This window comes from Georgenia sp., from assembly GCF_054605595.1.
This window is the reverse complement of sequence record NZ_JBTSDU010000002.1, coordinates 46,913-67,744: the sequence shown is the minus strand read 5'-3', so window position 1 is coordinate 67,744 and position 20,832 is coordinate 46,913. Positions and strand designations below refer to the sequence as shown.

General features: G+C 71.0%; 23 protein-coding genes. 4 read left to right on the top strand and 19 right to left on the bottom strand.

All coding sequences use genetic code 11. The annotated features are described in order from the left end of the window. Nucleotides 1-114: 114 nt before the first annotated feature. Genes ACYC1Z_RS00625 through fabG form a run of 3 tightly spaced genes read right to left on the bottom strand, consistent with a single transcriptional unit; the run spans nt 115 to nt 2,154 of the window. Nucleotides 115-594, bottom strand: a complete 480-nt coding sequence (locus tag ACYC1Z_RS00625; protein WP_461407622.1) for a SixA phosphatase family protein — start codon at nt 592-594, stop codon at nt 115-117. Between the two features lie 20 nt (nt 595-614). Beyond that, on the bottom strand, nt 615-1,382 hold the full coding sequence (fabI, locus tag ACYC1Z_RS00620) for an enoyl-ACP reductase FabI (RefSeq protein WP_461407621.1): 768 nt from the start codon (nt 1,380-1,382) through the stop codon (nt 615-617). A 55-nt stretch (nt 1,383-1,437) separates the two neighbouring features. Then, nucleotides 1,438-2,154: a 3-oxoacyl-ACP reductase FabG gene (gene fabG, locus ACYC1Z_RS00615; protein ID WP_461407620.1), complete on the bottom strand. Its 717-nt coding sequence runs from the start codon at nt 2,152-2,154 to the stop codon at nt 1,438-1,440. Nucleotides 2,155-2,274: 120 nt separating this feature from the next. Here fabG and ACYC1Z_RS00610 point away from each other — a divergent pair, with 120 nt between their 5' ends. From ACYC1Z_RS00610 to ACYC1Z_RS00600, 3 genes are read left to right on the top strand one after another with little or no spacing between them, the layout of a single operon-like run. Continuing rightward, nucleotides 2,275-2,613 (top strand): DUF3099 domain-containing protein, encoded by a 339-nt coding sequence (locus tag ACYC1Z_RS00610; protein WP_461407619.1) that lies wholly within the window; start codon nt 2,275-2,277, stop codon nt 2,611-2,613. After that, nucleotides 2,610-2,855, top strand: a complete 246-nt coding sequence (locus tag ACYC1Z_RS00605) for a hypothetical protein (protein ID WP_461407618.1) — start codon at nt 2,610-2,612, stop codon at nt 2,853-2,855. Before ACYC1Z_RS00610 ends, ACYC1Z_RS00605 begins: the two co-directional genes overlap by 4 nt. Beyond that, nucleotides 2,852-3,748 carry an SURF1 family cytochrome oxidase biogenesis protein gene (locus ACYC1Z_RS00600; RefSeq protein ID WP_461407617.1) on the top strand — a complete coding sequence of 299 codons (897 nt, stop codon included), beginning with the start codon at nt 2,852-2,854 and terminating at the stop codon, nt 3,746-3,748. The genes ACYC1Z_RS00605 and ACYC1Z_RS00600 overlap by 4 nt, the downstream gene beginning before the upstream one ends. Here ACYC1Z_RS00600 and ACYC1Z_RS00595 read toward each other — a convergent pair. Beyond that, entirely contained in the window at nt 3,735-5,348 is a 1,614-nt protein-coding gene (locus ACYC1Z_RS00595) for an ABC-F family ATP-binding cassette domain-containing protein (protein WP_461407616.1), read from the bottom strand. The two genes, ACYC1Z_RS00600 and ACYC1Z_RS00595, sit on opposite strands and share 14 nt — an antisense overlap. A gap of 252 nt (nt 5,349-5,600) precedes the next feature. Next, the gene (gene deoC, locus ACYC1Z_RS00590; protein WP_461407615.1) at nt 5,601-6,254 is read right to left on the bottom strand and encodes a deoxyribose-phosphate aldolase; all 654 of its coding nucleotides are present in this window, start codon (nt 6,252-6,254) and stop codon (nt 5,601-5,603) included. A gap of 216 nt (nt 6,255-6,470) precedes the next feature. On the opposite strand from deoC, the gene ACYC1Z_RS00585 reads away from it, so the two are divergent. Further along, nucleotides 6,471-7,193, top strand: a complete 723-nt coding sequence (locus ACYC1Z_RS00585; protein ID WP_461407614.1) for a neutral zinc metallopeptidase — start codon at nt 6,471-6,473, stop codon at nt 7,191-7,193. On the opposite strand, the gene ACYC1Z_RS00580 is transcribed toward ACYC1Z_RS00585, so the two are convergent. From ACYC1Z_RS00580 to ACYC1Z_RS00515, 14 genes are all read right to left on the bottom strand, one after another. Next, nucleotides 7,165-7,944, bottom strand: coding sequence for a glucose 1-dehydrogenase (locus tag ACYC1Z_RS00580; protein WP_461407613.1), 780 nt, complete (start codon nt 7,942-7,944; stop codon nt 7,165-7,167). The two genes, ACYC1Z_RS00585 and ACYC1Z_RS00580, sit on opposite strands and share 29 nt — an antisense overlap. 457 nt (nt 7,945-8,401) lie before the next feature. Continuing rightward, the gene (locus ACYC1Z_RS00575; protein WP_461407625.1) at nt 8,402-9,382 is read right to left on the bottom strand and encodes a zinc-dependent alcohol dehydrogenase; all 981 of its coding nucleotides are present in this window, start codon (nt 9,380-9,382) and stop codon (nt 8,402-8,404) included. A gap of 2 nt (nt 9,383-9,384) precedes the next feature. Beyond that, the gene (locus ACYC1Z_RS00570) at nt 9,385-10,323 is read right to left on the bottom strand and encodes a transketolase family protein (protein WP_461407612.1); all 939 of its coding nucleotides are present in this window, start codon (nt 10,321-10,323) and stop codon (nt 9,385-9,387) included. Beyond that, nucleotides 10,320-11,207, bottom strand: a complete 888-nt coding sequence (locus ACYC1Z_RS00565; RefSeq protein ID WP_461407611.1) for a transketolase — start codon at nt 11,205-11,207, stop codon at nt 10,320-10,322. The genes ACYC1Z_RS00570 and ACYC1Z_RS00565 overlap by 4 nt, the downstream gene beginning before the upstream one ends. A 75-nt stretch (nt 11,208-11,282) precedes the next feature. Beyond that, the gene (locus ACYC1Z_RS00560) at nt 11,283-13,010 is read right to left on the bottom strand and encodes a thiamine pyrophosphate-binding protein (RefSeq protein WP_461407610.1); all 1,728 of its coding nucleotides are present in this window, start codon (nt 13,008-13,010) and stop codon (nt 11,283-11,285) included. 50 nt (nt 13,011-13,060) lie between these two features. Continuing rightward, nucleotides 13,061-13,858 (bottom strand): SDR family NAD(P)-dependent oxidoreductase, encoded by a 798-nt coding sequence (locus tag ACYC1Z_RS00555; RefSeq protein ID WP_461407609.1) that lies wholly within the window; start codon nt 13,856-13,858, stop codon nt 13,061-13,063. Then, nucleotides 13,851-14,672: an SDR family oxidoreductase gene (locus tag ACYC1Z_RS00550; protein ID WP_461407608.1), complete on the bottom strand. Its 822-nt coding sequence runs from the start codon at nt 14,670-14,672 to the stop codon at nt 13,851-13,853. The genes ACYC1Z_RS00555 and ACYC1Z_RS00550 overlap by 8 nt, the downstream gene beginning before the upstream one ends. Before the next feature lie 40 nt (nt 14,673-14,712). Further along, nucleotides 14,713-15,690: a zinc-binding dehydrogenase gene (locus ACYC1Z_RS00545; RefSeq protein ID WP_461407607.1), complete on the bottom strand. Its 978-nt coding sequence runs from the start codon at nt 15,688-15,690 to the stop codon at nt 14,713-14,715. 41 nt (nt 15,691-15,731) lie between these two features. Further along, entirely contained in the window at nt 15,732-16,481 is a 750-nt protein-coding gene (locus tag ACYC1Z_RS00540) for an SDR family NAD(P)-dependent oxidoreductase (protein ID WP_461407606.1), read from the bottom strand. After that, nucleotides 16,478-17,494, bottom strand: a complete 1,017-nt coding sequence (locus ACYC1Z_RS00535) for a zinc-dependent alcohol dehydrogenase (RefSeq protein ID WP_461407605.1) — start codon at nt 17,492-17,494, stop codon at nt 16,478-16,480. Before ACYC1Z_RS00535 ends, ACYC1Z_RS00540 begins: the two co-directional genes overlap by 4 nt. Beyond that, on the bottom strand, nt 17,487-18,191 hold the full coding sequence (locus ACYC1Z_RS00530) for an ABC transporter ATP-binding protein (RefSeq protein ID WP_461407604.1): 705 nt from the start codon (nt 18,189-18,191) through the stop codon (nt 17,487-17,489). The genes ACYC1Z_RS00535 and ACYC1Z_RS00530 overlap by 8 nt, the downstream gene beginning before the upstream one ends. Beyond that, entirely contained in the window at nt 18,178-18,906 is a 729-nt protein-coding gene (locus ACYC1Z_RS00525) for an ABC transporter ATP-binding protein (protein ID WP_461407603.1), read from the bottom strand. Before ACYC1Z_RS00525 ends, ACYC1Z_RS00530 begins: the two co-directional genes overlap by 14 nt. Next, nucleotides 18,903-19,919 (bottom strand): branched-chain amino acid ABC transporter permease, encoded by a 1,017-nt coding sequence (locus ACYC1Z_RS00520; protein ID WP_461407602.1) that lies wholly within the window; start codon nt 19,917-19,919, stop codon nt 18,903-18,905. Before ACYC1Z_RS00520 ends, ACYC1Z_RS00525 begins: the two co-directional genes overlap by 4 nt. Then, complete coding sequence (locus ACYC1Z_RS00515) at nt 19,916-20,803, bottom strand: branched-chain amino acid ABC transporter permease (protein ID WP_461407601.1); 888 nt, start codon at nt 20,801-20,803, stop codon at nt 19,916-19,918. Before ACYC1Z_RS00515 ends, ACYC1Z_RS00520 begins: the two co-directional genes overlap by 4 nt. Between the last annotated feature and the right edge of the window lie 29 nt (nt 20,804-20,832).

Sequence of the window (20,832 nt, the reverse complement as noted above, 5' to 3'; positions counted from 1 at the left end):
CCGGGGGCCCGCCGGCGTCACCGGCCCGGGGTCCGCCCGCGTCACCGGCCCGGGGGCCCGCCGGCCTCACCGGCCCGGGGTCCGCCCGCGTCACCGGCCCGGGGCCCGCGCGCGTTACTGCCGGTAGCGGATGAGCCGCGTCAGGTGGGCGGTGCTGCGGTCGAGGTCCCGCCACGACGTCGGCACCTGGAGGAGGCACGCGGTCGCCGTCGGCACCCCCAGGCTGACCTGCTGGGCCAGGTCGTCGCGGGTGTCGTGCAGGAGGTAGGCGAGCCCCGAGATCGTCGGCTCGTGGCCCACCACCATGACGGTGCCCAGCGCCTCGTCGAGCTCCTGCAGCAGGCCGAGCACCTGGCGCGGTACGGCCTGGTAGAGGCTCTCGACGGCGCGCCGGTCGCGGATGGTCACACCGCCGGAGACCAGTTTGACCGTCTCGGTGGTGCGCAGCGCGGTGGAGACGAGTGCCAGGTCCACGGCGGTCACCGCCGCCGCGAGGCGCGGGCCGAGGGCGGCGGCCTGCTTGCGGCCCTTGCCCGCGAGCGGCCGCATGAGATCCCCGAGGTTGCCCTCGGGCTCCGCCTTCGCGTGCCGCATGAGGACGAGCGTGTGGGCCATCACGCGCCCATCGCGTGCACGCCGCCGTCGACGTGCACGATCTCGGCGGTGGTGGCCGGGAACCAGTCCGAGCACAGCGCGAGGACGGTGCGCGCGGTGGGCTCGGCGTCGGAGACGTCCCAGCCCAGCGGTGCGCGCTCGTCCCAGCCGGCCTCGACCTGCTCGAAGCCCGGGATGGCGGTCGCCGCCGTCGTCCGGACGGGGCCGGCGGAGACGAGGTTGACGCGGATGCCGTCCGGGCCGAGGTCCCGCGCGAGGTAGCGGGCGGTCGCCTCCAAGGCGGCTTTGGCCACGCCCATCCAGTCGTAGACGGGCCATGCGAAGGACCCGTCGAACGTCAGGCCGACGACGGCGGAGCCGCGCACCATGAGCGGCTTCGCGGCCACCGCGAGGGCCTTGAGCGAGAAGGCCGAGATCTCCACGGCGGTGGCGACGTCCGCCCACTGGCCGGCGAGGAACTTGCCACCCAAAACGGACGACGGGGCGAACCCGATGGAGTGGACCACCGCGTCGAGGTGGTCGGTGTGCTCACGCACGGCGGCGGCGAGGCCGTCGAGATCCTCCTGGTTCTGCACGTCGAGGGTGACCACCGGCGCGGGGCAGGGCAGCCGCCGGGTGGTGATCTCGGTCAGGCGGGCCTGGCGCCCGAACGAGGACAGGATGACGTTCGCCCCCTGCTCCTGAGCGAGCCGGGCGACATGGAAGGCGATCGAGCTGTCCTTGAGGACCCCGGTCACCAGGATCGACTTGCCCTCGAGCAGTCCCATCAGTTCTCACTTTCTCGTACGGGAGGGTGCGGCGTGTGCGGGCGCATGCCGGAGATCAGTGGCCCATGCCGAGGCCGCCGTCGACGGGGACGACGGCCCCGGAGATGTAGGCGGCCGCGGGGCTCGCAAGGAAGTGCACGGCGGCGGCGACGTCGTCGACCGTGCCGAAGCGGCCGGCGGGGATGGCCGCCCGGTACGCCTCCTGCTGCTTCTCGGGCAGGGCCTGCGTCATGGCGGTGTCGATGAAACCGGGGGCGACGACGTTGGCGGTGATGCCTCGCCCGCCCAGCTCGCGCGTGATCGACCTGGCCATGCCGACGAGGCCGGCCTTGGAGGCGGAGTAGTTGACCTGGCCCGGCCCGCCGTACAGCGCGACCACCGAGGAGATCAGCACGATGCGCCCGCGCCGCAGCCGGATCATGCCCTTGCTGGCCCGCCGGGCGACGCGGAACGCCCCGGCGAGATTGGTGTCGATGACGGTGTCGAAATCCTCGTCGCTCATCCGCATGAGGAGCTGGTCCCGGGTGACGCCGGCGTTGGCGACCACGACCTCGACGGGGCCGTGCTCGGCCTCGACGGCGGTGAAGGCGGCGTCCACCGAGGCGGTGTCTCGGACGTCCCCCACGACGCCCAGCACGCCGTCGGGCAGGTCCCCGGAGCGGTACATCGTCGCCACCTTGTCCCCGGCCGCGACGAACCGCTCCGCGATCGCCCGGCCGATGCCCCGGTTCGCACCCGTCACCAGCACACTGCGCGCACCCCGCTCGTCCACTGACGGCTCCCGTTCATCGACCCTTCGCTGCGGGGAAACCGTAGCCCACCGCGGGCCACCAGGGCGAAGAGGCCCGGACGGGCCGGCCATCCTCGCCCCGATCCGGCGTAACCTGATGCGGTGAGGGGGCGCCGCAGCAGCAAGGTGTCGCAGGTCTACGCGATCACCTCGGTGCGCCGCGCGCTGTCGGAGGACGTGCACGACCGCACGGTGCGCTACCTGGTCTCCATGGGTATCCGCACCGCGTGCCTGCTGCTGCTGTTCGTGGTGCCGTACCCGTGGCTGTGGCTGTGCGTGGTGGGTGCGGCGGTCCTGCCGCTGCTCGCGGTGCTGGTCGCCAACGCGGGGCGCGAACGCCCCGTGGCGGCGGACAGCGCGTTCGTCCCACCCGGCTCCGCACCCCGCCTGCCCCCGGCGCCCACGCTGCCGTACGACCCGAGAACGGAGTACCTCCGATGAGCCCCGACGCGGCGCTCCCCTACATCGACGACGCCGCCAACCTGGTCTGCAGCGCCAAGGGCTGCCGGGACACGGCCGTGCACGCCCTGCTGTGGAACAACCCACGCCTGCACACGGAAGGACGCCGGAAGGTCTGGCTGGCGTGCGACGCGCACCGCGAGCACCTGACCCAGTACCTGGGGGCGCGCTCGTTCCTGCGCGACGTCATCGGCGTCGACGAGCTCGACGGTTCGCACGGGTGAGCGCGCCCTCCCGGTACGCGTTCCTCGCCTCGGGTCGGTGGCTCGGGCTGATCGCGGCGATGGTCGTGGTGTCCGTGGTGTGCGCGCTGCTCGGCGTCTGGCAGTGGAGCCGTTACGAGGTACGCGCCGCCCAGGCCACCCAGGTGGACGACGTCTACGACGCCGCACCCGTGCCGCTCGTCGACGCGCTCGGCGGCGCCCCCGTGGTCGACGCCGGCAACGAGTGGCAGCCGGTGACGCTGACGGGCCGGTACGCGGAGGGCACCACCGTGCTGCTGCGCAACCGACCGGTGGACGGTACCCCGGCCGTGCACGTCGTCGCCCCGTTCATGGCCGACCTGCCCGCCGGCGGGAGCCTCGTCGTCGTCGTCGACCGTGGCTGGACCGGCGCCGGCGCCGCCGAGACCGACGGGGAGGTGCCCGCGCCCCCGGACGGCGAGGTGACCCTGACCGCACGCCTACGCGCCCCGGAGCAGCCGGTGGACCGCACCACCCCGGCCCGGCAGGTGTACACGCTCGACCCCGCCGGGGTGCTGGGCAGCGCGGGGATCGACGTCGCCGGCCTACCGGTGCTCGGCGGCTACGTGGCCGTCGTCGCGGAGGAGCCGGCCGCGGAGGTGACGCTCGGCGGGTACGCGCGGCCGCAGTCGCGCTACGGCGTGAACATGTCCTACGCGTTCCAGTGGTGGTTCTTCTCCGCGGGGGCACTCGCGGCGCTGGTGATCCTGGCCCGGCGCGAGGCCGCCGACAACGCCGGGACGCGCGTGCCGCGCCCGCGCCGCGCCGCGGAGGCCGAGGAGGACGCCCTCGTGGACGCCCAGCTCGCGGCGGACCCGCGGTTCACGGCCGGGCAGGGCCCCGACCAGGCCCCGGAGGCTCTCAGGCGAGGGTGACGAGGTCGAGGTAGCCCGCGTTCCACAGGTCCTCGTCCCCCTCCGGGAGCAGCAGCACCCGGTCGGGGTTGAGCGCCTGCACGGCGCCCTCGTCGTGCGTGACGAGGACGACGGCGCCGGTGAACGAGGCCAGGGCGCCGAGGATCTCCTCACGGCTGGCGGGGTCAAGGTTGTTGGTGGGCTCGTCCAGCAACAGGACGTTCGCCGAGGAGACGACGAGGACGGCGAGCGCCAGCCGCGTCTTCTCCCCGCCGGAGAGCACCTTGGCGGGTTTGTCGGCGTCGTCGCCGGAGAAGAGGAAGGAACCGAGCACGCTGCGCACGCCGGTGTCGTCGAGGTCCGGGGCGGCGGAGCGGAGGTTCTCCACCACGGTGCGCTCGACGTCGAGCGTCTCGTGCTCCTGGGCGTAGTAGCCGATCTTGAGGCCGTGGCCCGGGAGGAGGCGGCCGGTGTCCGACTCCTCCACGGAGCCGAGGATGCGCAGCAGCGTCGTCTTGCCGGCGCCGTTGAGGCCGAGGATGACGACCTTGGAGCCCCGGTCGATGGCCAGGTCGACGTCGGTGAAGACCTCGAGCGAACCGTAGGACTTGCTCAGGCCCTCGGCCATGAGGGGCGTCTTGCCGGACGGTGCCGGGTCGGGGAAGCGCAGGTGTGCGACCTTGTCGGACTGGCGGGTCTCGTCGAGCCCGGACAGGAGGCGCTCGGCGCGGCGGGCCATGTTCTGCGCCGCGACGGTCTTGGTGGCCTTGGCACGCATCTTGTCGGCCTGGGCCATGAGCTGGCCGGCCTTCTTCTCGGCGTTGGCCCGTTCGCGGTGTCGGCGCCGCTCGTCGGACTCGCGTTGCTTGAGGTAGGCGTCCCAGCCCATGTTGTAGACGTCGAGGACGCTGCGGTTGGCGTCGAGGTAGAAGACGTGGTTGATCGTCTCGCGCAGCAGTTCGGCGTCGTGGCTGATCACGATGAGCCCACCGTTGTAGGAACGCAGGTACTCGCGCAGCCACCCGATGGAGTCGTGGTCGAGGTGGTTCGTCGGCTCGTCCAGCAGCAGCGTGTCGACGCCGGAGAAGAGGATGCGCGCCAGCTCGACCCGGCGGCGCTGGCCGCCGGAGAGGGTCTCCAGCGGCTGGTCGAGGACGCGCTGCGGCAGGCCGAGGTTCGAGGTGATCCGGGCCGCCTCGGACTCCGCCGCCCAACCGCCCTGGGCGGCGAACTCGGCGTCGAGGCGGGCGTACTTCTCCATGGCCTTGGCCTGCTTGTCGCCGGTGGTGGTGGCCATGACATTCTCGGACTTGCGGATGCGACGGACGATCTCGTCGATGCCCCGCGCGGAGAGCACCCGGTCGCGCGCGAGCACGCTCATGTCGCCGGTGCGTGGGTCCTGCGGGAGGTAGCCGATCTCGCCCGTGCGCACGATCTGGCCGGTGTGCTGGACCACCGAGGCACTGGCGTCCTGGCCGGAGAGCAGCTTCGTCAGGGTCGTCTTGCCCGCACCGTTGCGCCCGACCAGCCCGATCCGCATGCCCGTGTCGACACGGAAGGACGCCTCGTGGAGGAGCTCGCGGGCGCCGATGCGCACCGAGACGTCGTGGGCGGTGATCACAGGGCAGACCTCAAGACGGCAGCAGAAAGTGGGAGCACCCGAAAGGATGCGCCGTCCAGTCTACGACCCCGGCGTGCGACGCCGCGAAGAGATTCCTCACACCGTGGCACCGGCACCCAGGCGCGATCGCGATCACCCAGCGCTCCCGCTCGATCGCCCAGCGACGGCGGGTGTTCGTGCCGACGGCGCCTGGTGGACCACCCGCCGTCGGCACAAACACCCGCCGTCGGTGAGGGAGGGGCGAGGCGCCGGTCAGTCGGTGAGGCCGTCGAGCACCGTGGCCGTGCCGGAGAGCCCGAGACGGGTGGCCCCGGCCTCGATCATCGCCAGGGCCGCCTCGGTGGTGCGGATTCCGCCGGAGGCCTTGACGCCGAGACGCCCGCCCACGGTCCTGGCCATGAGCTCGACGGCGTGCACGCTGGCCCCGCCGGCGGCGTGGAACCCGGTGGAGGTCTTGACGAACTCGGCACCCGCTGCCTCGGCCGCCTGGCACACGGCGACGATCTGCTCGTCGGTGAGGGCCGCGGACTCCATGATGACCTTGAGCAGGACATCGGGCGCGGCGGCGCGCACCGCGGCGATCTCCTCGCGCACGGCGTCGTAGCGGCCCGTGGTCGCCAGCGCCAGGTTGATGACCATGTCGATCTCGTCGGCGCCGTCGGCGGCGGAGCGGGCGGCCTCGGCGGCCTTCACCTCGGCGTGGTGCGCACCGGACGGGAACCCGCAGACCGCAGCCACCAGGACGTCACCGGTGTCCCCCAGCGGCAGCTGGTTCGGCGAGACGCACACCGAGTACGTGCCCAGGCGGCGTGCCTCGGCGACGAGCGCGGCGACGTCGGCCGGGGTGGACTCGGGCTTGAGCAGGGTGTGGTCGACCATACGGGCGACGTCGGTGCGGGACGGCATGGGGTGTTCCTCCTGTGGATCGGCTGCCCTCGAGCCTAGTGCCCCGGGGCGCCGGGCACCCCCTCACGTACGCGCACCACCCCCGCACCCGCGGCTCTACCGTCGGCCCATGACCTTCCACGACGACGTACGGGCGGACCCGGGCCGGGTGCGCCGCTCCCGTGGCGGCCGGGGCGCGGCCATCGGCGGCGGCCTCGGTGGCGGGCCCTCCTCGTGGTGCTCGTCATCTCCCTGCTCACCGGCCAGGACCTGTCCGGGCTGCTCGGCGGCGGCGAGCCCGCGGGACCTGCCGCACCGGTGGTCGGAGGCTTCGAGCACTGCCGGACCGGCGCGGATGCGAACGAGTTCACCGACTGCCGGATGCTCGACACCGCGGACGCCCTCGACGTGTTCTGGGAGCCGACGCTGCCCGAGCAGGCGGGCATCGAGTACGTGATGCCCGGCTTCGAGGTGTTCGAGGGCTCGGTGTCGACCGGCTGCGGAAGCGCGACCTCCGCCGTCGGCCCGTTCCACTGCCCCACCGACTCGAACGTGTACCTCGACATCGGGTTCTTCGACCAGCGCGAGACCCGGCTCGGCGCCGAGAACGCGCCGCTGGCGCAGATGTACATGGTCGCCCACGAATGGGGGCACCACATCCAGAACCAGCAAGGCACCATGGCCACCGTCGACCGGCAGCGCACCGGCCCGGGCTCCGGCGTCCACGACCCAGCCGCCACGCCTGCCGGCGGTCGGCTGTTCCGGGGCGACCCACTACCGCTACCACCGCACCACCCCGGCCCGCCGCACCGGGCCCGCGAGCCCAAGCGTCGGCTGCGGGCCCTGTCCGTGGCCGAGGAGGCCGAGATCCTGACCGTGCAGCACTCGGAGCGGTTCGTGGACATGGCCCCGGTCGAGATCCCTCCGGCCCCTACTGGGCGGTGTACCCCCCGTCGATGACGAGCTCGGCGCCGGTGACGAACTTGGACTCGTCCGAGGCGAGGTACAGCACGCCGTAGGCGATGTCGTCCGGCTCACCCACGTGTCCGATCGGGTGCATGGCGTCCAGCGCCTTGCGACCTTCGTCGACGTCACCGACCGAGGCCAGGTAGTTCTCCACCATGGCCGTCCAGATGTAGCCGGGGTGGATGCTGTTGGCGCGGATGCCGAGCCTGTTGTGTGCGCAGTACAGTGCGACCGACTTGGTGTACAGGCGCACCCCGCCCTTTGAGGCGTTGTACGCCCCCAGGTTGGGGTCCCCCACGAGTCCCTCGATCGAGGACAGGTTGATGATCGAGCCGCCGGTCGCCGGCTTGTGCTCCTTCATCGTCAGAATGGCGTGCTTGGTACCCAAGAAGACCGAGTCGAGGTTGAGCGCCATGAGCTTGCGCCAGTCCTCCAACGTCTGCTCCTCGGGCGGTCCACCGACCCCCATGCCGGCGCTGTTGACCACGACATCCACACGCCCGTACCTGTCCACTGTCGTGCGGTAGGCCTCCTGCCAGGCGGCCTCCTCGGTGACGTCGTGATGGACGAAGATCGCGTTACCGCCGGCGCCCACGATCGTCGAGGTCACGTCGTTGCCGCCAGCGTCGTTGATATCGGACACGACGACCTGGGCGCCTTCGCTCGCCAGCAGGATGGCCGAGGCCCTCCCCAGACCCGATGCGCCACCGGTGACCAATGCAACTTTTCCTTCTACCCGTCCCATGGTTGTCCCTTCGTCCCACCCAGACGCCCCCGGGGCCGTCGCTGGCCGACGGGTCCGGCGCCGGTCTACCCGTCACCAACACTGTGACAGATCCACCCTCAGGCCGTGTGATGTTCGGCTCCTACAGGGCGGTCCTTGCCAGCGCTTGGTTCCGCTGCCTGGCGTGGAGGGCCTCGAACTCGGCTGGTAGGACGTGGCGGAGTTAGCCGTGGTGGTGGTCGTTGAACCAGTCGACGTACTCGGCTACGGCGATTCGACGTCGTTGATGCCGGTCCAGGGCCCCTTGTTGCGGATGGGCTCGGCCTTGAAGAGGCTGCTGATGAGCCTCGGGCGGTCCGTTGCTGGTGCCGGGCCTCGAGCACCTCGGCGCCCTCGCCATCCACGGCGACACCGAACTCACCGCCGCCTTTGGCCGCGCGCCAGTTCCGGGGTGCTTCCAGGGGACAGGCCAGCGGAATCACGGCCGCAACACGACTTTCACCGCCTCCGACGATCCCACGAGGCCAAAAGCCGTCTGCCAGTCGGTCAGCGGAACGCTGTGCGTCACCAGCCCGGAGAACTCGACGCTACGTTCCCGCACGAGCGTCAGCGCCCGGTCCCAGGACCTGGGGGTCGAGGCAAAACCTGAAGAGATCTCGAGCTCCTTGTACAGCACGGAGTCGAACGGAACCGCGACGTCCTTACCGTGGATGCCGACCTGGACGTACCGGCCGCCCCGGCGAACCGCTCGGAACGCCGCGGTGATCCCCCCAGCGGCTCCCGAGCACTCGACGACGACGTCATAGGCCTCGGTGAGCACGTCGGTCGTCGTTTCGGCCCCCATCCCGGCGGCCAGCGAAAGGCGTACCGCGTCCGAGGGCAGTCCGGCGCAGGTCACCCGCGCTCCGGCGGCGAGCGCGACCTGGACACTAAGCAGTCCCATCGTGCCCGGTCCGATCACCAGGACGCGGTCACCGGCCTCGACCCTCGCAGGGTCGAAGAGGCATTGGGTGACGCAGGCGAGCGGCTCGAAGAGGACGGCGTCCACACTGTCGACGTGCCCGGGGACGCGGTGGAGGTTCAACGCCGGGACGACGACCGATGCGGCGAACCCGCCGTCCTCGAAGGATCCGAGCGAGCGTCGCGAGGCGCAAAGGTTCCGCCGCCCGTCGCGGCACATGGCACAGACCTCGCAGGTCGAGAAGTACGTCTCGCACACCACCCGTTGCCCCGTCCACGACGGGTCCACACCACCGCCCGTCTCGACCACGACGCCCGAGATCTCGTGCCCCATCGTCACCGGAGGCTCGCTGGCGTAATCGTCGGACGCGATGTGCAGGTCGGTGCCGCAGACGCCCGTGGCGGCGACCCGCACCCGCACCTGGCCTGCACCCACCTCGCGCGTCCGGCGCTCTGCCAGCTCCACCCTCCCGGGCGCGATCTTGGTCAGCCCGATCATCGTCACGACATCTCCACCGCACCGACGACCGCCTCGATACGCTCAGCCACCCGCTGCGGGGACAGGCCGAACCGATCGAGCAGGAAGTCGTTGGGGGCGGACTCCGACCACTGGTCGGCCAGGCCGACCCGGGTGACTCGCACGGCACGACCGGCGGAGGCGACCGCCTCGGCCACCAGACCTCCGAGACCACCGTGGACCGAGTGCTCCTCGACGGTGACGACCTCCTTCGCGTCCCCGACCGCGTCCATGACGGTCCGTTCAGACAACGGCTTGAGGAACGCGGCGTGCAGATGCCGGGCCGAGATGCCCCGTCTGGCCAACAGGTCGAGGGCCGTCGTCGTCCGGGCCGTCTGGATGCCGGTGGTGATCACCGTGACGTCGGTGCCCCGCCGCAGCTCGACCAGGTGGTCCGGACGGAGCTCGCCGCCGGTGTCGACGTCGACGTCGGGGTCCCGCGCCACTCGAAGGTAGACGGGACCGTCATACTCGGTGGCCCACCGGACGGCGGCTCGCGTCTCGGCGGCGTCGGCCGGGGCGATGACCGTCATGCCCGGCATGGCGCGCAAGATCGCGAGGTCCTCGATGTCCTGGTGGGTCTTGCCGGCGCCGCCGTTGAGCAGCCCGGTGTAGTGCCCGGCGAGCTTGACGTTCGCCCCGGTCTGGGAGATCAGCATGCGGATCTGATCCAGCGCGCGCTGGGTGAGGAACACACCGAAGGTCGCCGCCCATGGAACGGCTCCGACGGACGCCATCCCTGCGGCCACGCCGACGAGATTCTGCTCGGCGATGCCCATCTGGAAGAACTGGTCCGGGTGGGTCGCGGCAAAGCCGTCGGCCTTGGTCGACGTGCCCAGGTCGCCGTCGAGAACCACGACACGGTCGTCCCGAGCGGCCAGCTCCGTCAGCTCGGCCGCCCATGCCTCACGTTGCGAGCTCATCGCGCCGTGGCCCCCTCCTCGATGCCCAGGTCCCGTGCCGCCCGGGCAAGCTGCTCGGCGGTCGGAACCCCGTTGTGCCACGTGAACCGTCCCTCGGTGAAAGACACGCCCCGCCCCTTGGTCGTCGTCGCGACGACCACCGTCGGGCGACCTGTGCGGCGGTCCCGGGCGTGTACGAACGTCTCCCGCAGGGCGGAGACGTCGTGCCCGTCCACCTCGATGACCTCCCAGCCGAAGCCTCGATAGACGGCGGGAAGGTCCACGCCGGCCCAGGGATCCAGCCGGTCGAAGCGGGAGTCCGGCCCGCCGTCGTGCGGCCACCCGTACTGCTGGAGGCCGTTGCGGTCGATGATCGCAACGAGGTTGTCCAGCCGGTAGCGGCTTGCGCATGCCACGGACTCCCAGACCATGCCCTCCTGGTGCTCACCGTCACCCAGCATCACGAACGTCGTGAAGCCGTTGCCGCGCCGGCGCGCCTCGAGTGCCATGCCGGCTCCGAGTGCCAGACCCTGACCGAGGGAACCGGTCGACGCGTCGAGGCCGGGCAGCTTGAGCATGTCTGGGTGGCCCTGCAGGCGTGAGTCGCCGGCGTCGAAGGTGTCGAGCTCCTCGACCGGCATGTACCCGCGCAGCGCCATGACGGCGTAGAGCGCGATGGCGTTGTGCCCCTTGGACAGGATGAACCGGTCACGGCCGGGGTCCGCGGGCCTGGCCGGGTCCCGTCGAAGGGTGTCGAAATAGAGCGTGACGAGCATGTCCATCGCGGACAGTGGACCTCCGACGTGCCCTGCCTTCCGACGCGCCACGGTGCTCAGGGCCAGCCACCGTGCGCGCTGTGCGAGCCGCACGAGCTCCTCGTCCGTGCGGGGGTCAGATGTCGTCATGGTGCTTCTCTCCGTGGGGGCCCTGGGGGCGCTACCGAATCGCCGGCACAGGTCGGGCCCGCGCACGGCCGTGCATCACTCTCGGCCGGCCCCGACCTCCTCGTGGCTCGCCCCAGCCATGGGCGAGCGCAGGGTCAGGAAACTCTCGGACAGCGACGTCGGCACCACCAGGACGTGCACCGCCGGCTCGGTGGTGGCGCGCTGGACCGCCCCCGCGATCTCCTCGCGGGTGTGTGCCACGGTGGTGGTGCAGCCGATCGACCCGGCGATCGCAGCCAGGTCGAACTTCTCGAACGTGGACATGTACGGCCGTTCGCCCTGCCCGTGCAGCACCCACCCGAGCGCCTGGTTGTCCATGACGACGACGAGCAGGTGACGGCGCTGCTCGACAGCGGTCATCAGGCCGTGGAGGGACATCGCGTACCCGCCGTCGCCGAGCACCGCCACGGCGAGCCGGCCGGGCAGCGCGTAGGTCGCGGCGATGGCAGCGGGCACGGCGTAGCCCATACCGCCACCCCCGTTGGGCTGGATCAGGGTGCCGCCGGGCCGGACCATGTAGTCGTGGAGCATGAAGAGCCGGTTCTCGCCCGCATCGCAGGTGACGACGGCGTCGTCGGGGAGCAGCTCGGAGAGGAGCGCGGCTAGGGCTCGCGGGTTGACGCGATCGTCCTCGGCGAGCTCGGGGACCTTGAGGACGCGGGCGCCGGCCCGAATCTCCTCGGCCCAGCCGGTACGGTCGGCGGGCCGTTGCGCCACGTGGGCGGCGAGCAGCGGAAGCACATCCTGAGCACGGCCGAGCAGCGGGTGCGCGACGCGCTGGGTCCAGCCGAGGTTGAGCGGCTCGACGTCGATCTGGACGATCGTCTGGCGCGTCCCGTCGATCAGATCGGGGTGCTCCTCCATGGTGTCAGTCGCACCGATCTTCGTGCCGACGGCCACGACGACGTCGGCGGCCCCGAGCACCCGGTTGGCAGCGTCGTGCCCGAAGGAGCCGATCACCCCGAGGGCGAGGGGGTGGTCCTCGGGAAACACCCCCTTGCCACCAGGAGTCGTCACCACCGGCGCCCGCAGGTGCTCGGCGAGCGCACGGAGCTCGGCGGCGGCCGGCCGTGCCCCGTTGCCCGCCAGGATGACGGGCCGGTGCGCACCGTTGAGGCGGGCCCCGGCGGCGACAACCGCGTCGCCGTCCGGATGCGGCGGGGGTGCGGGGACACGGGGCGCGAGGCAGATCCGCCGGGCGTCGTCGTCGCTCACGGCACCGAGGAGAGCGCGGGAGTGGAAGACGACGGCGACCGGCCCGGGCTCCCCGACAGTGGCCTGGGCGATGGCGAGCTGCGTCATCTCCACGGCCTGGACCGGGTCGGTGGCGACGAAGGTGCGCTTGGTGATGGCAGCCATCGCGGCGGGCAGGTCGAAGGCGCCGTAGCCACCGAAGCCGGACTGGTACGGGCCGTGGTGGGAGTAGGTGCCGCCCTCGGTGGCGTCGAGGAGAATGACCATCGGCGACGCACCCAGGTGCGCCTCCATGACGCCGATGCCCCCGGCGCCCAGGATCCACGCACCCTGCGCCATGACGACGGCGGGACGCGTGGTGAAGCGGCCGTACGCCTCCGCCATGACGGTGGCGAGGGACTCCTCGCGCACGAGCACCGCCTCGATGTCGTCCCCCAGGTCGCGCAGCGCGTCGAAGATCTCTACGGTGTGCCCGCCGGGAAGCCCGAAGACGATCGGGTCATCCATGGCGACGACCACGCGGGCCACGCCCTGCGCTCCGGTGCTGCCTCGGGTGAGGTGGTCGGTCATGGATCCTCCTGGTGGATCGTGCTGTTCGGTGCGGATGAAGCAGCGGGTGGTCAGATGCTGGTGCCGCCATCGACAGGGATGACGGTCCCGGTGACGTAGGAGCCGAGGTCGGTGACGAGGAACTCCAGGGCGCCGGCGCAGTCGTCCGGGGTCCCGAACCTACGTAGCGCGACGGTCTCTCGCAGGTCGTCGGCACCGAGGTTCTCGAACATCACCGACATGCGCCCGGTGGCGATGTAGCCGGGTGCGAGGCAGTTGACGGTGATGCCCTCGGGCCCGAGCTCCTGCGCGAGGGACTGGGTGTACATCGCGATGCCTGCCTTGGCGGCGCCGTAGACCGCGTAGCCACCGTTACGGAAGGCGCGGCGGCCGGCCAGGGACGAAACGGTGACGATGCGACCCCAGCCGTGTCCGCGCATGTGGTGGACGACCGCGCGGCAGGTGGTGATGGTGCCGACGAGGTTGCGCTGGACGACGGCCTCGACGTGTTCCGCGGTCGCCCGGGAGGCGAGGGAGTCGGTCATCGATCCGGACCCCCCGCCGGCGTTGCACACGAGGATGTCGAGCCGGCCGAGCGCAGCGACGGCGTCGTTCACGGCGGTCTCGACGCTGCCCGGATCGGTCACGTCCGCGGTGAGGCCAACCGCGCGCCGGCCGAGCGCCGTGACGGCCGCGTCGGTGGGCCGGCCGCCGGCGGTCTGCTCCTCGGTGAACGAACGAAGGTCCCGGTCGACGACGGCGACGTCTGCCCCGAGTTCGGCGAGACGCACGGCGTAGGCGCGCCCGATCCCGCGGGCGGCCCCGGTGACGAGGGCGACCTTACCGGTCAGGGGCAGCTGTTCACGCATCGGTGGTCCCTCGGGCGACGAAATGCTCGGGCGACAGCCCTTCCAGACCCTTCGGTAGTTCCGGCGACGCCGCCTGGGTGCCACCCATCGACTGCAGACGGGTGGCGACGAGCGTCATCTCCGGGATGTGGGCACGGGGCGGCAGGCTGACGGCAGCCAGCACGGCGGCACTGACGTCCTCGGGTTTGACGCACCATCGCCGTAGCTCCGGCGGCGGCGGCGACGGGCGCCGATCCACGAGCGGGGTGTCGACCAGGCCGGGAAGGACGGAGGTCACCCGGACACCGTGCACATGTTCGTCGCGGGAGATGCCACGCCCCAGGGCGATGACGCCCGCCTTGGTGGCGGCGTAGGCCGCGCCGGCGTGGTCTGGCCACTGCGCGGAGACGGAGGAGATCAGGACGATGTCACCACCTCGGCCACGCATGGCGGGCACGGTTCGGCGCAGCAGGTGGAAGATCGAGTCGAGGTTGAGGGAACGGACCGTCTCCCACGACTCCTTCGTCAGCTGCCCGAAGCGGCGGTCGGTGACGTTGGTTCCCGCCGCGCACACCACGATGTCCGGCGGGTCGTGGTCGAGCCGGTCGCACAGGGCGTCGAGCTGCGTCAGGTCGGCCAGGTCGGCGCCGTGTGCGATGGCCCGGGTGGACGCGATCGCCTCGGCACCCAGGACCTCGGCAACGAGCTCTCCTCGCCGCGCGACCGCGTGCACCCGGGCGCCCGCGTCAAGCAGGCCGCGGGCGATTGCGGCCCCGATGCCGCTGCTGGCTCCGGTGACCAGGGCGGTGCGGTGCTGCAGGACGTCGTGCTCCATGGTGCTCCGTTCGGGTTCGGGAAGTCTCGTGCCGGGTTGGTCAGGCGCCGAGGTCGAGCAGGACCTTGCCCTGCTTCGGGGCCGTCTCGACGTGGTCGAAGGCTGCGGCGACGTCGTCGACGGGGAAGACCTTGTCGATGACCGGGCGCAGGTCGCCACCGGCGAGGTGCGGGAGCACCTCCCGCTCGAAAGCGCGGACGGCGGCGGCCTTCTCCTCGGTGGGCCGCGCGCGCAGCACCGTGGCGAGCAGGCGACCGCGCCGGCCCATCAGGGCGCGCAGGTTGATGGTCGCCTCGGCTCCGGCACCCACCCCGACGACGACGACCCGCCCCAGCGTGGCGAGCAGGCTGAGGTCGGTCGCGAGGTTGGGCGCACCCACGAGCTCGAGGACGACGTCGGCGCCGCGGCCGGCAGAGACCTCGTCGACGACGTCGGCGACCGTCTCCGTCGTCGCGGGCACACCGCCGAGCTCAGCGATGAGTCGGCGGCCCCGCTCGGTGCGGCTGGTGCCGACCACCCGGGCGCCGCAGGCGCGGGCGATCTGCACGGCGGCACTCCCCACGCCGCCGGTGGCCCCGTTGACGAGGAGTACCTCGCCCGGGCGCAGGCCAGCCTGGCTCAGGATCGCGTCATGGGCGGTGATGAACCCTTCCGGAACCGAGGCTGCCTCCGGGCCATCAAGGAGGGCTGGGACGGCGGTGACGTGACGCTCGGACACGACGACGCGGTCGGCGAGCCCGCCGCCGGCCACCAGGCCCATGACGCGGTCGCCGACCTTGAGGTGGAGGACCCGTGGGCCGAGCGCGAGGACCTCGCCGGCGACCTCGAGGCCCGGCACGTCGGCGGGCGCACCGGGCGGGGGCGGGTAGTTGCCGTCGCGCTGCTGCAGGTCGGCGGGATTGATACCCGCGTACCGGACGACGACGAGGACCTCGTCGCCCTCGGGGACCGGGTCGGGACGCTCGGCCACCGTGACGATCTCGTTGCCTCCGGCGCCGGCATATGTCACCGCTCTCATCAGATCTCCTTCGATCGACCCCCGGCTCAGGTGTGCCGGGGTCAGTGCATGTGCAGGCCACCGTTGACCTGGACGACCTCTCCCGTGATGAACCCGGCGGCCGGTGAGCAGAGGAAGTCCACGACGCCGGACACCTCCTCCGCGGTTCCGTACCGGCCCAGGGGTGTGCCTCGGAGCAGCTGCTCGGACGAGCTGCCGCGCAGTGCGGCGGTCATCGACGTCGCGATGATGCCGGGGGCCACCGCGTTGACGCGGACGCGCGGGGCCAGCTCCCACGCCATGGAGCGCACGAGCGAGAGCAGCCCGCCCTTGGAGGCGGCATAGGCGGCGTGCGCTCGGCTGCCGCGCATCCCCGCGATGGAGGTCAGTCCGACGACCGCGCCACCGTCGGAGATGTGCGGTGCGGCGGCGCGCAGGAGGTAGAACGCCGAGTCGAGATTGATGCCGATGCAGCGGTGCCACTCCTCGTCGGTGACCTCGGTGAGCAGCTTCTCCGGGTATATGCCGGCGGCGAGCACCAAGTCGTCGATCCGCCCATCCCGCTCGAGCGCAGCGGCGACGAGCCGCTCGTCGTCCGCCGACTGCGAGACGTCGACGGGAACCGCGACGACAGGGGCACCGGCCGCTTCGAGTTCGTCGACCAGGGGCGCGAGCGCCTCGGCCGTGAGGTCGGCGAGCACCAGCCTGGCGCCGCGCCGAGCGAAGGCGCGCGCGATCGCGGAGCCGATTCCGCCTGCCGCCCCGGTCAGCACCAGGGTGCGGCCGGCCACCGTGTCCGTCGTGGTCGTCACGGCACCAGCACCGCCTTGACGACTTCGCCGGCGGCGGTCGCCTCCAACGCCTCGAGCCCGCGGACCAGCGGGAAGATGGTGGACACGACCTGTTCCAAGCCCTCGGCCCCGGCCAGCTCGCGAGCCGCGAGGTCGTAGTCCTCGCGCAGCGACGCATAGGAACCGATGACCTCGACCTCGCCGCGGACCACCGAGTTGATCGCCAGCTGTGGGTCGTGTGCGAAGAGGGCGACCACCACCACCCGGGCCCCGGGGGCCACCGACGCGACCGCCTGCTGGAAACCCGGCACGCTCCCAGAGGCCTCGATCCATGCACCGACCGGCTCGTCGAGCTGGGCCTGGTCGCCGCGCACTGCCACGATGCCGAGGCGGCGGGCGGCGGGCAGCCGGATGGCCTCGTCACGCTCGGTGCCCGTCAGCACCACGTCGACTCCGCGCCGCATGAGCAACCAGGCGGCGAAGAGCCCGATCGGTCCGGGTCCTGACACGACGACCCTGGTACCCGCCGGGAGGTCACCCATGCGACGCACCGCCCTGGCGGCGACCGACATCGGCTCGGTCAGCGTCATCCGGGCCGCCGGGGCGTCCGGGTCGACCTCGACGAGGCGGACGGCCGGGACGGTCACGGACGCGGCGCACCCGCCGTCGAAGGAGAGTCCGAGCACCTGGCGGCGCGGGCAAAGGTGGGGGCTGCCGGCCGCGCAGGTGACGCACTCGTGACATCCGTCGATCCCGAGCGGAACGACGCGGCGACCGACCCAGGAGGCCTCGACGCCAGGTCCGACGGCGACCACCTCGCCGACGAGTTCGTGGCCCAGGACGACGGGGGTATGGACCCACTCGTAGCCGTCGTCGCCGCGCCAGGCGTGCACGTCGCTCCCGCACAGTCCGCACGCCTCCACCCGCAGCCGGACCTCACCCGCCGCCGGCGGCCGGGGTGCCACGTCGACGACGGACGTCGACGCCTGGGCCGCGCCGGCCTTGACCAGTGCGGGACGCGCTGTCTCAGACACCGAGGTACGCCTCCCGCACCTTGGGGTCGTTGCGGATCTCTTCCGCGGAACCGTTGTGGGTGGTCACGCCCTTCTCGATGATCGTTGCCCGGTCCGCCGCCTGGAGAGCGTGCTGGACCTGCTGCTCGACCAGGAGCACGGAGACCCCGGCCTCGGCGATCTCCTTCACGAAGGAGAACATCTGTTTGACGATGACCGGTGCCAGGCCGAGCGACATCTCGTCGATCATGAGCACCGTCGGGTCGGCCATGAGGCCACGACCGACGGCGCACATCTGCTGCTCGCCGCCGGAGAGCGAGCCCGCCTGTTGGCTGCGCCGCTCCTGAAGCTTCGGCAGCATCGTGTAGATGCGGTCCAGCCGCTGCTTGTTCTTCTTGTCCTTGCGGCGCTGGAAGGCGCCCAGCAGCAGGTTGTCCTCGACGCTCAGCGTGCCGAAGAGGCAGCGTCCCTCGGGCACCTGCACGATCCCGCGACGCACGCGCTCCTCCGCGCTGACCTTCGTGATGTCCTCGCCGTTGAATGTCACGGTGCCCCGACGGGCCGGCAGCACGCCGCTGATGACCCGCAAGGAGGTGGTCTTGCCCGCGGCGTTCGCCCCTAGCAGTGCGGTCACGCCACTGTCGGGCAACTCGAAGGTCACGTTCTCCAGCGCCTGGAAGTCGCCGTAGTAGGCGACAAGGCCTTCAACTTCCAGCATGCTGCTCCTCCCCGAGGTATGCCGTGATCACGGCAGGATCGTTGAGCACGTCCTCGGACCTGCCCTGTGCGATGAGCGTCCCGCGGTCCAGCACGATGACGCGGTCGCTCACCGACGTCAGCGCCTTGACCACGTGCTCGATCATGATGATCGAGACCCCCCGGGACCGGACGTCGGTGACGAACGGCAGAACGTCGACCACCTCGCGGCTGTTCAGGCCGGCGAGCACCTCGTCCAGCAGCAGGACCTTGGGATCCGTGGCCAGTGCGCGGGCAACCTCGATACGCTTGCGCTGTACGAGCGTCAGCTGGCTCACATCGTGGTCGGCGAGGTGCCCGATGCCCAGCTCCTCCAGAAGGGCCAGCGCCTTGGCGCGGGCCTCTGCCACTCGGTGCGTGTGCACGAGCACAGGCACCATCACGTTCTCGGCCACCGTCATGCCGGTGAACGGGCGGACCACCTGGAACGTGCGACCGATCCCGGCGCGTGCCCGCTTGGTGGGGCTCATGGTGGTGATGTCCTGACCCTCGAGGACGATCCTGCCGGTGTCGCTGCGGATCGTTCCGGTGATGAGGTTGAACAGTGACGTCTTACCGGCCCCGTTCGGTCCGATGATGCCGAGGATCTCCCCCTCGTCCAGGTGCAGCGAGGCGTGGTTGACGGCCTGGACGCCGCCGAAACGCTTCGAGACGTTCTCGATCTCGAGCAGACTCATCGCTCGACCTCCTCTCGCGTGTCTTCGGCCACCGGGTTCTCCTCCAGAGGCTTGGCGTCCGTCCGGCGGAAGCGTGCGCGGAGCTTGTTGATCCCTGAGACCAGACCACCGGGCATGACCATGACCACCACCACGAGCACGACGCCGTAGATCATGAAGTTCAGACCCTGCTGGCCTGCGAACGTGCTGCGCAGGTACTCCCCGATGGGTGTCATGAGCACGGCGCCCAGAATCGGCCCGAGCACCGTCCCAGCACCGCCGATGATGCCGTTGAGCGCCGGCTGGATGGAGTACTGGGTGAGCGAGAAGCTGGTCTGGGGGTCGACGATGAAGAAGTACTGGGCCGCGAAGGCGCCGAAGGCCCCCGTGATCGCGGCCGACACGACCAGGGCGGACACCTTCAGGGCGGCGGTGTTGACGCCCAGGGCGCGCGTGGCCTCGTCGTCGGAGCCGGAGGCGCGCAGCTGGTAGCCCATCCGCGAGTAGAAGATCCACACCGAGACCGCCACGGTCATGACGGCCATGCCGAGCACGATGTAGTAGTAGGGCTCCTGGCTCGAGAACGACATGTTCGACCAGCCCGGTGCGTAGGGGATCGTCAACCCCTCTGAGCCACCGGCGAAGTCACGGGCGTAGACCGAGAGCAGCCTGAGCACCTCGACGAACGCGAGCGACGCGAGGGTGAAGAACGGACCACGAAGCCTGAGCAGCGGGATCGACAGGAGGATGCCTCCAGCTCCGGCCACGACCATGGCGGCCAGCATGCCGACCCACGGGTTGACGCCGTGGTCGAGGAGCAGGATGGCCGCGGTGTAGGACCCCAGGCCGAAGAAGGCGGCGTGCCCGAGGGACAGCGCACCCCCGAACGCGGCGATGTTCCAGGCGACCGTCAGACCGATGAACATGACGACGAGGACGGCGTTGGTGAGCAGGTACTGGTCCTCGCTGACCAGGGGGAAGATCGCCAGGAGCGCGACGACCACCGCTCCGACGATCAGATACGAGCGCTTCACTTCAGGCCCACCTCCTCGGTGCCGGCACCCTTGCCGAACAGCCCCTGGGGCCGGACGAGGACGACGACGATAAACAGGGCGAACAACACGACCTGCTGCAGCGCCGGGGCAACATAGGTACCGGCAAGGGTCTCGATCGCGCCGAGCAGCACGCCTCCTACGAAGGACCCGACCATGCTCCCCATGCCACCGATGACCACGACGATGAACGCAATGAGCGTCATGCGAGCACCGAACAAGGGGAAGGCCGAGGTGAAGGGGACGAGCATGACGCCAGCGATGCCGGCAAGCATGACGCTGATGCCCGTGGCAATGAGGTAGAACTTCTTGACCGGGAGGCCCACCAGGCGGGCGGTCTCGCTGTCCTCGGCGATGGCGCGCAGGGCGTTGCCCGTCATGGTGCGGTTCATCACGTAGAAGAGCGCGGCGACCATGATGAGCGCCCCGACGAAGGCGATGAGCCGGCCCACCGAGATGTTGATGTCGCCGACGTTGAGCACCGCTGTCGAGTAGGCGGTACGGACGGAGCGGTGCTGGCCACCCCACAGGTACAGGGCCAGGTTCTGCAGAATGATCGAGATACCGACCGTCGCGAAGATCTTCATGTTCGCCGACGTGCCCTGCAACGGCTGGATGATGCCGCGCTGGAAGATCACGCCGATGAGGAACATCGTCGGGGCGACGATGAGCAACGAGACGTAGGGGTCCATGCCCAGCCCGGCCCACAACCAGAACGTCATGTACATGCCGATCATGACGAACTCACCGTGGGCGAAGTTGATGATGCGCTCCACCCCGAAGAGCAGGTTGAGCCCTACCGAGACCAGGGCGTACACCCCGCCCAGGAGGACCCCCGCTACGAGGGTTTGAATCAGCAGCTCCATTGATATTCCTTGTCGCCTCCGGCGACTCC

Coding starts and splice junctions, on each gene's coding strand:
- deoC (WP_461407615.1), bottom strand. CDS start 6,254: ATGCCGTCCCGCACCGACGTCGCCCGTATGGTCGACCACACCCTGCTC.
- ACYC1Z_RS00605 (WP_461407618.1), top strand. CDS start 2,610: ATGAGCCCCGACGCGGCGCTCCCCTACATCGACGACGCCGCCAACCTG.
- ACYC1Z_RS00550 (WP_461407608.1), bottom strand. CDS start 14,672: ATGGAGCACGACGTCCTGCAGCACCGCACCGCCCTGGTCACCGGAGCC.
- ACYC1Z_RS00565 (WP_461407611.1), bottom strand. CDS start 11,207: ATGACGACATCTGACCCCCGCACGGACGAGGAGCTCGTGCGGCTCGCA.
- ACYC1Z_RS00530 (WP_461407604.1), bottom strand. CDS start 18,191: ATGCTGGAAGTTGAAGGCCTTGTCGCCTACTACGGCGACTTCCAGGCG.
- ACYC1Z_RS00555 (WP_461407609.1), bottom strand. CDS start 13,858: ATGCGTGAACAGCTGCCCCTGACCGGTAAGGTCGCCCTCGTCACCGGG.
- ACYC1Z_RS00570 (WP_461407612.1), bottom strand. CDS start 10,323: ATGAGCTCGCAACGTGAGGCATGGGCGGCCGAGCTGACGGAGCTGGCC.
- ACYC1Z_RS00625 (WP_461407622.1), bottom strand. CDS start 594: ATGCGGCACGCGAAGGCGGAGCCCGAGGGCAACCTCGGGGATCTCATG.
- ACYC1Z_RS00515 (WP_461407601.1), bottom strand. CDS start 20,803: ATGGAGCTGCTGATTCAAACCCTCGTAGCGGGGGTCCTCCTGGGCGGG.
- ACYC1Z_RS00525 (WP_461407603.1), bottom strand. CDS start 18,906: ATGAGTCTGCTCGAGATCGAGAACGTCTCGAAGCGTTTCGGCGGCGTC.
- ACYC1Z_RS00560 (WP_461407610.1), bottom strand. CDS start 13,010: ATGACCGACCACCTCACCCGAGGCAGCACCGGAGCGCAGGGCGTGGCC.
- ACYC1Z_RS00580 (WP_461407613.1), bottom strand. CDS start 7,944: ATGGGACGGGTAGAAGGAAAAGTTGCATTGGTCACCGGTGGCGCATCG.
- fabI (WP_461407621.1), bottom strand. CDS start 1,382: ATGGGACTGCTCGAGGGCAAGTCGATCCTGGTGACCGGGGTCCTCAAG.
- ACYC1Z_RS00575 (WP_461407625.1), bottom strand. CDS start 9,382: ATGATCGGGCTGACCAAGATCGCGCCCGGGAGGGTGGAGCTGGCAGAG.
- ACYC1Z_RS00545 (WP_461407607.1), bottom strand. CDS start 15,690: ATGAGAGCGGTGACATATGCCGGCGCCGGAGGCAACGAGATCGTCACG.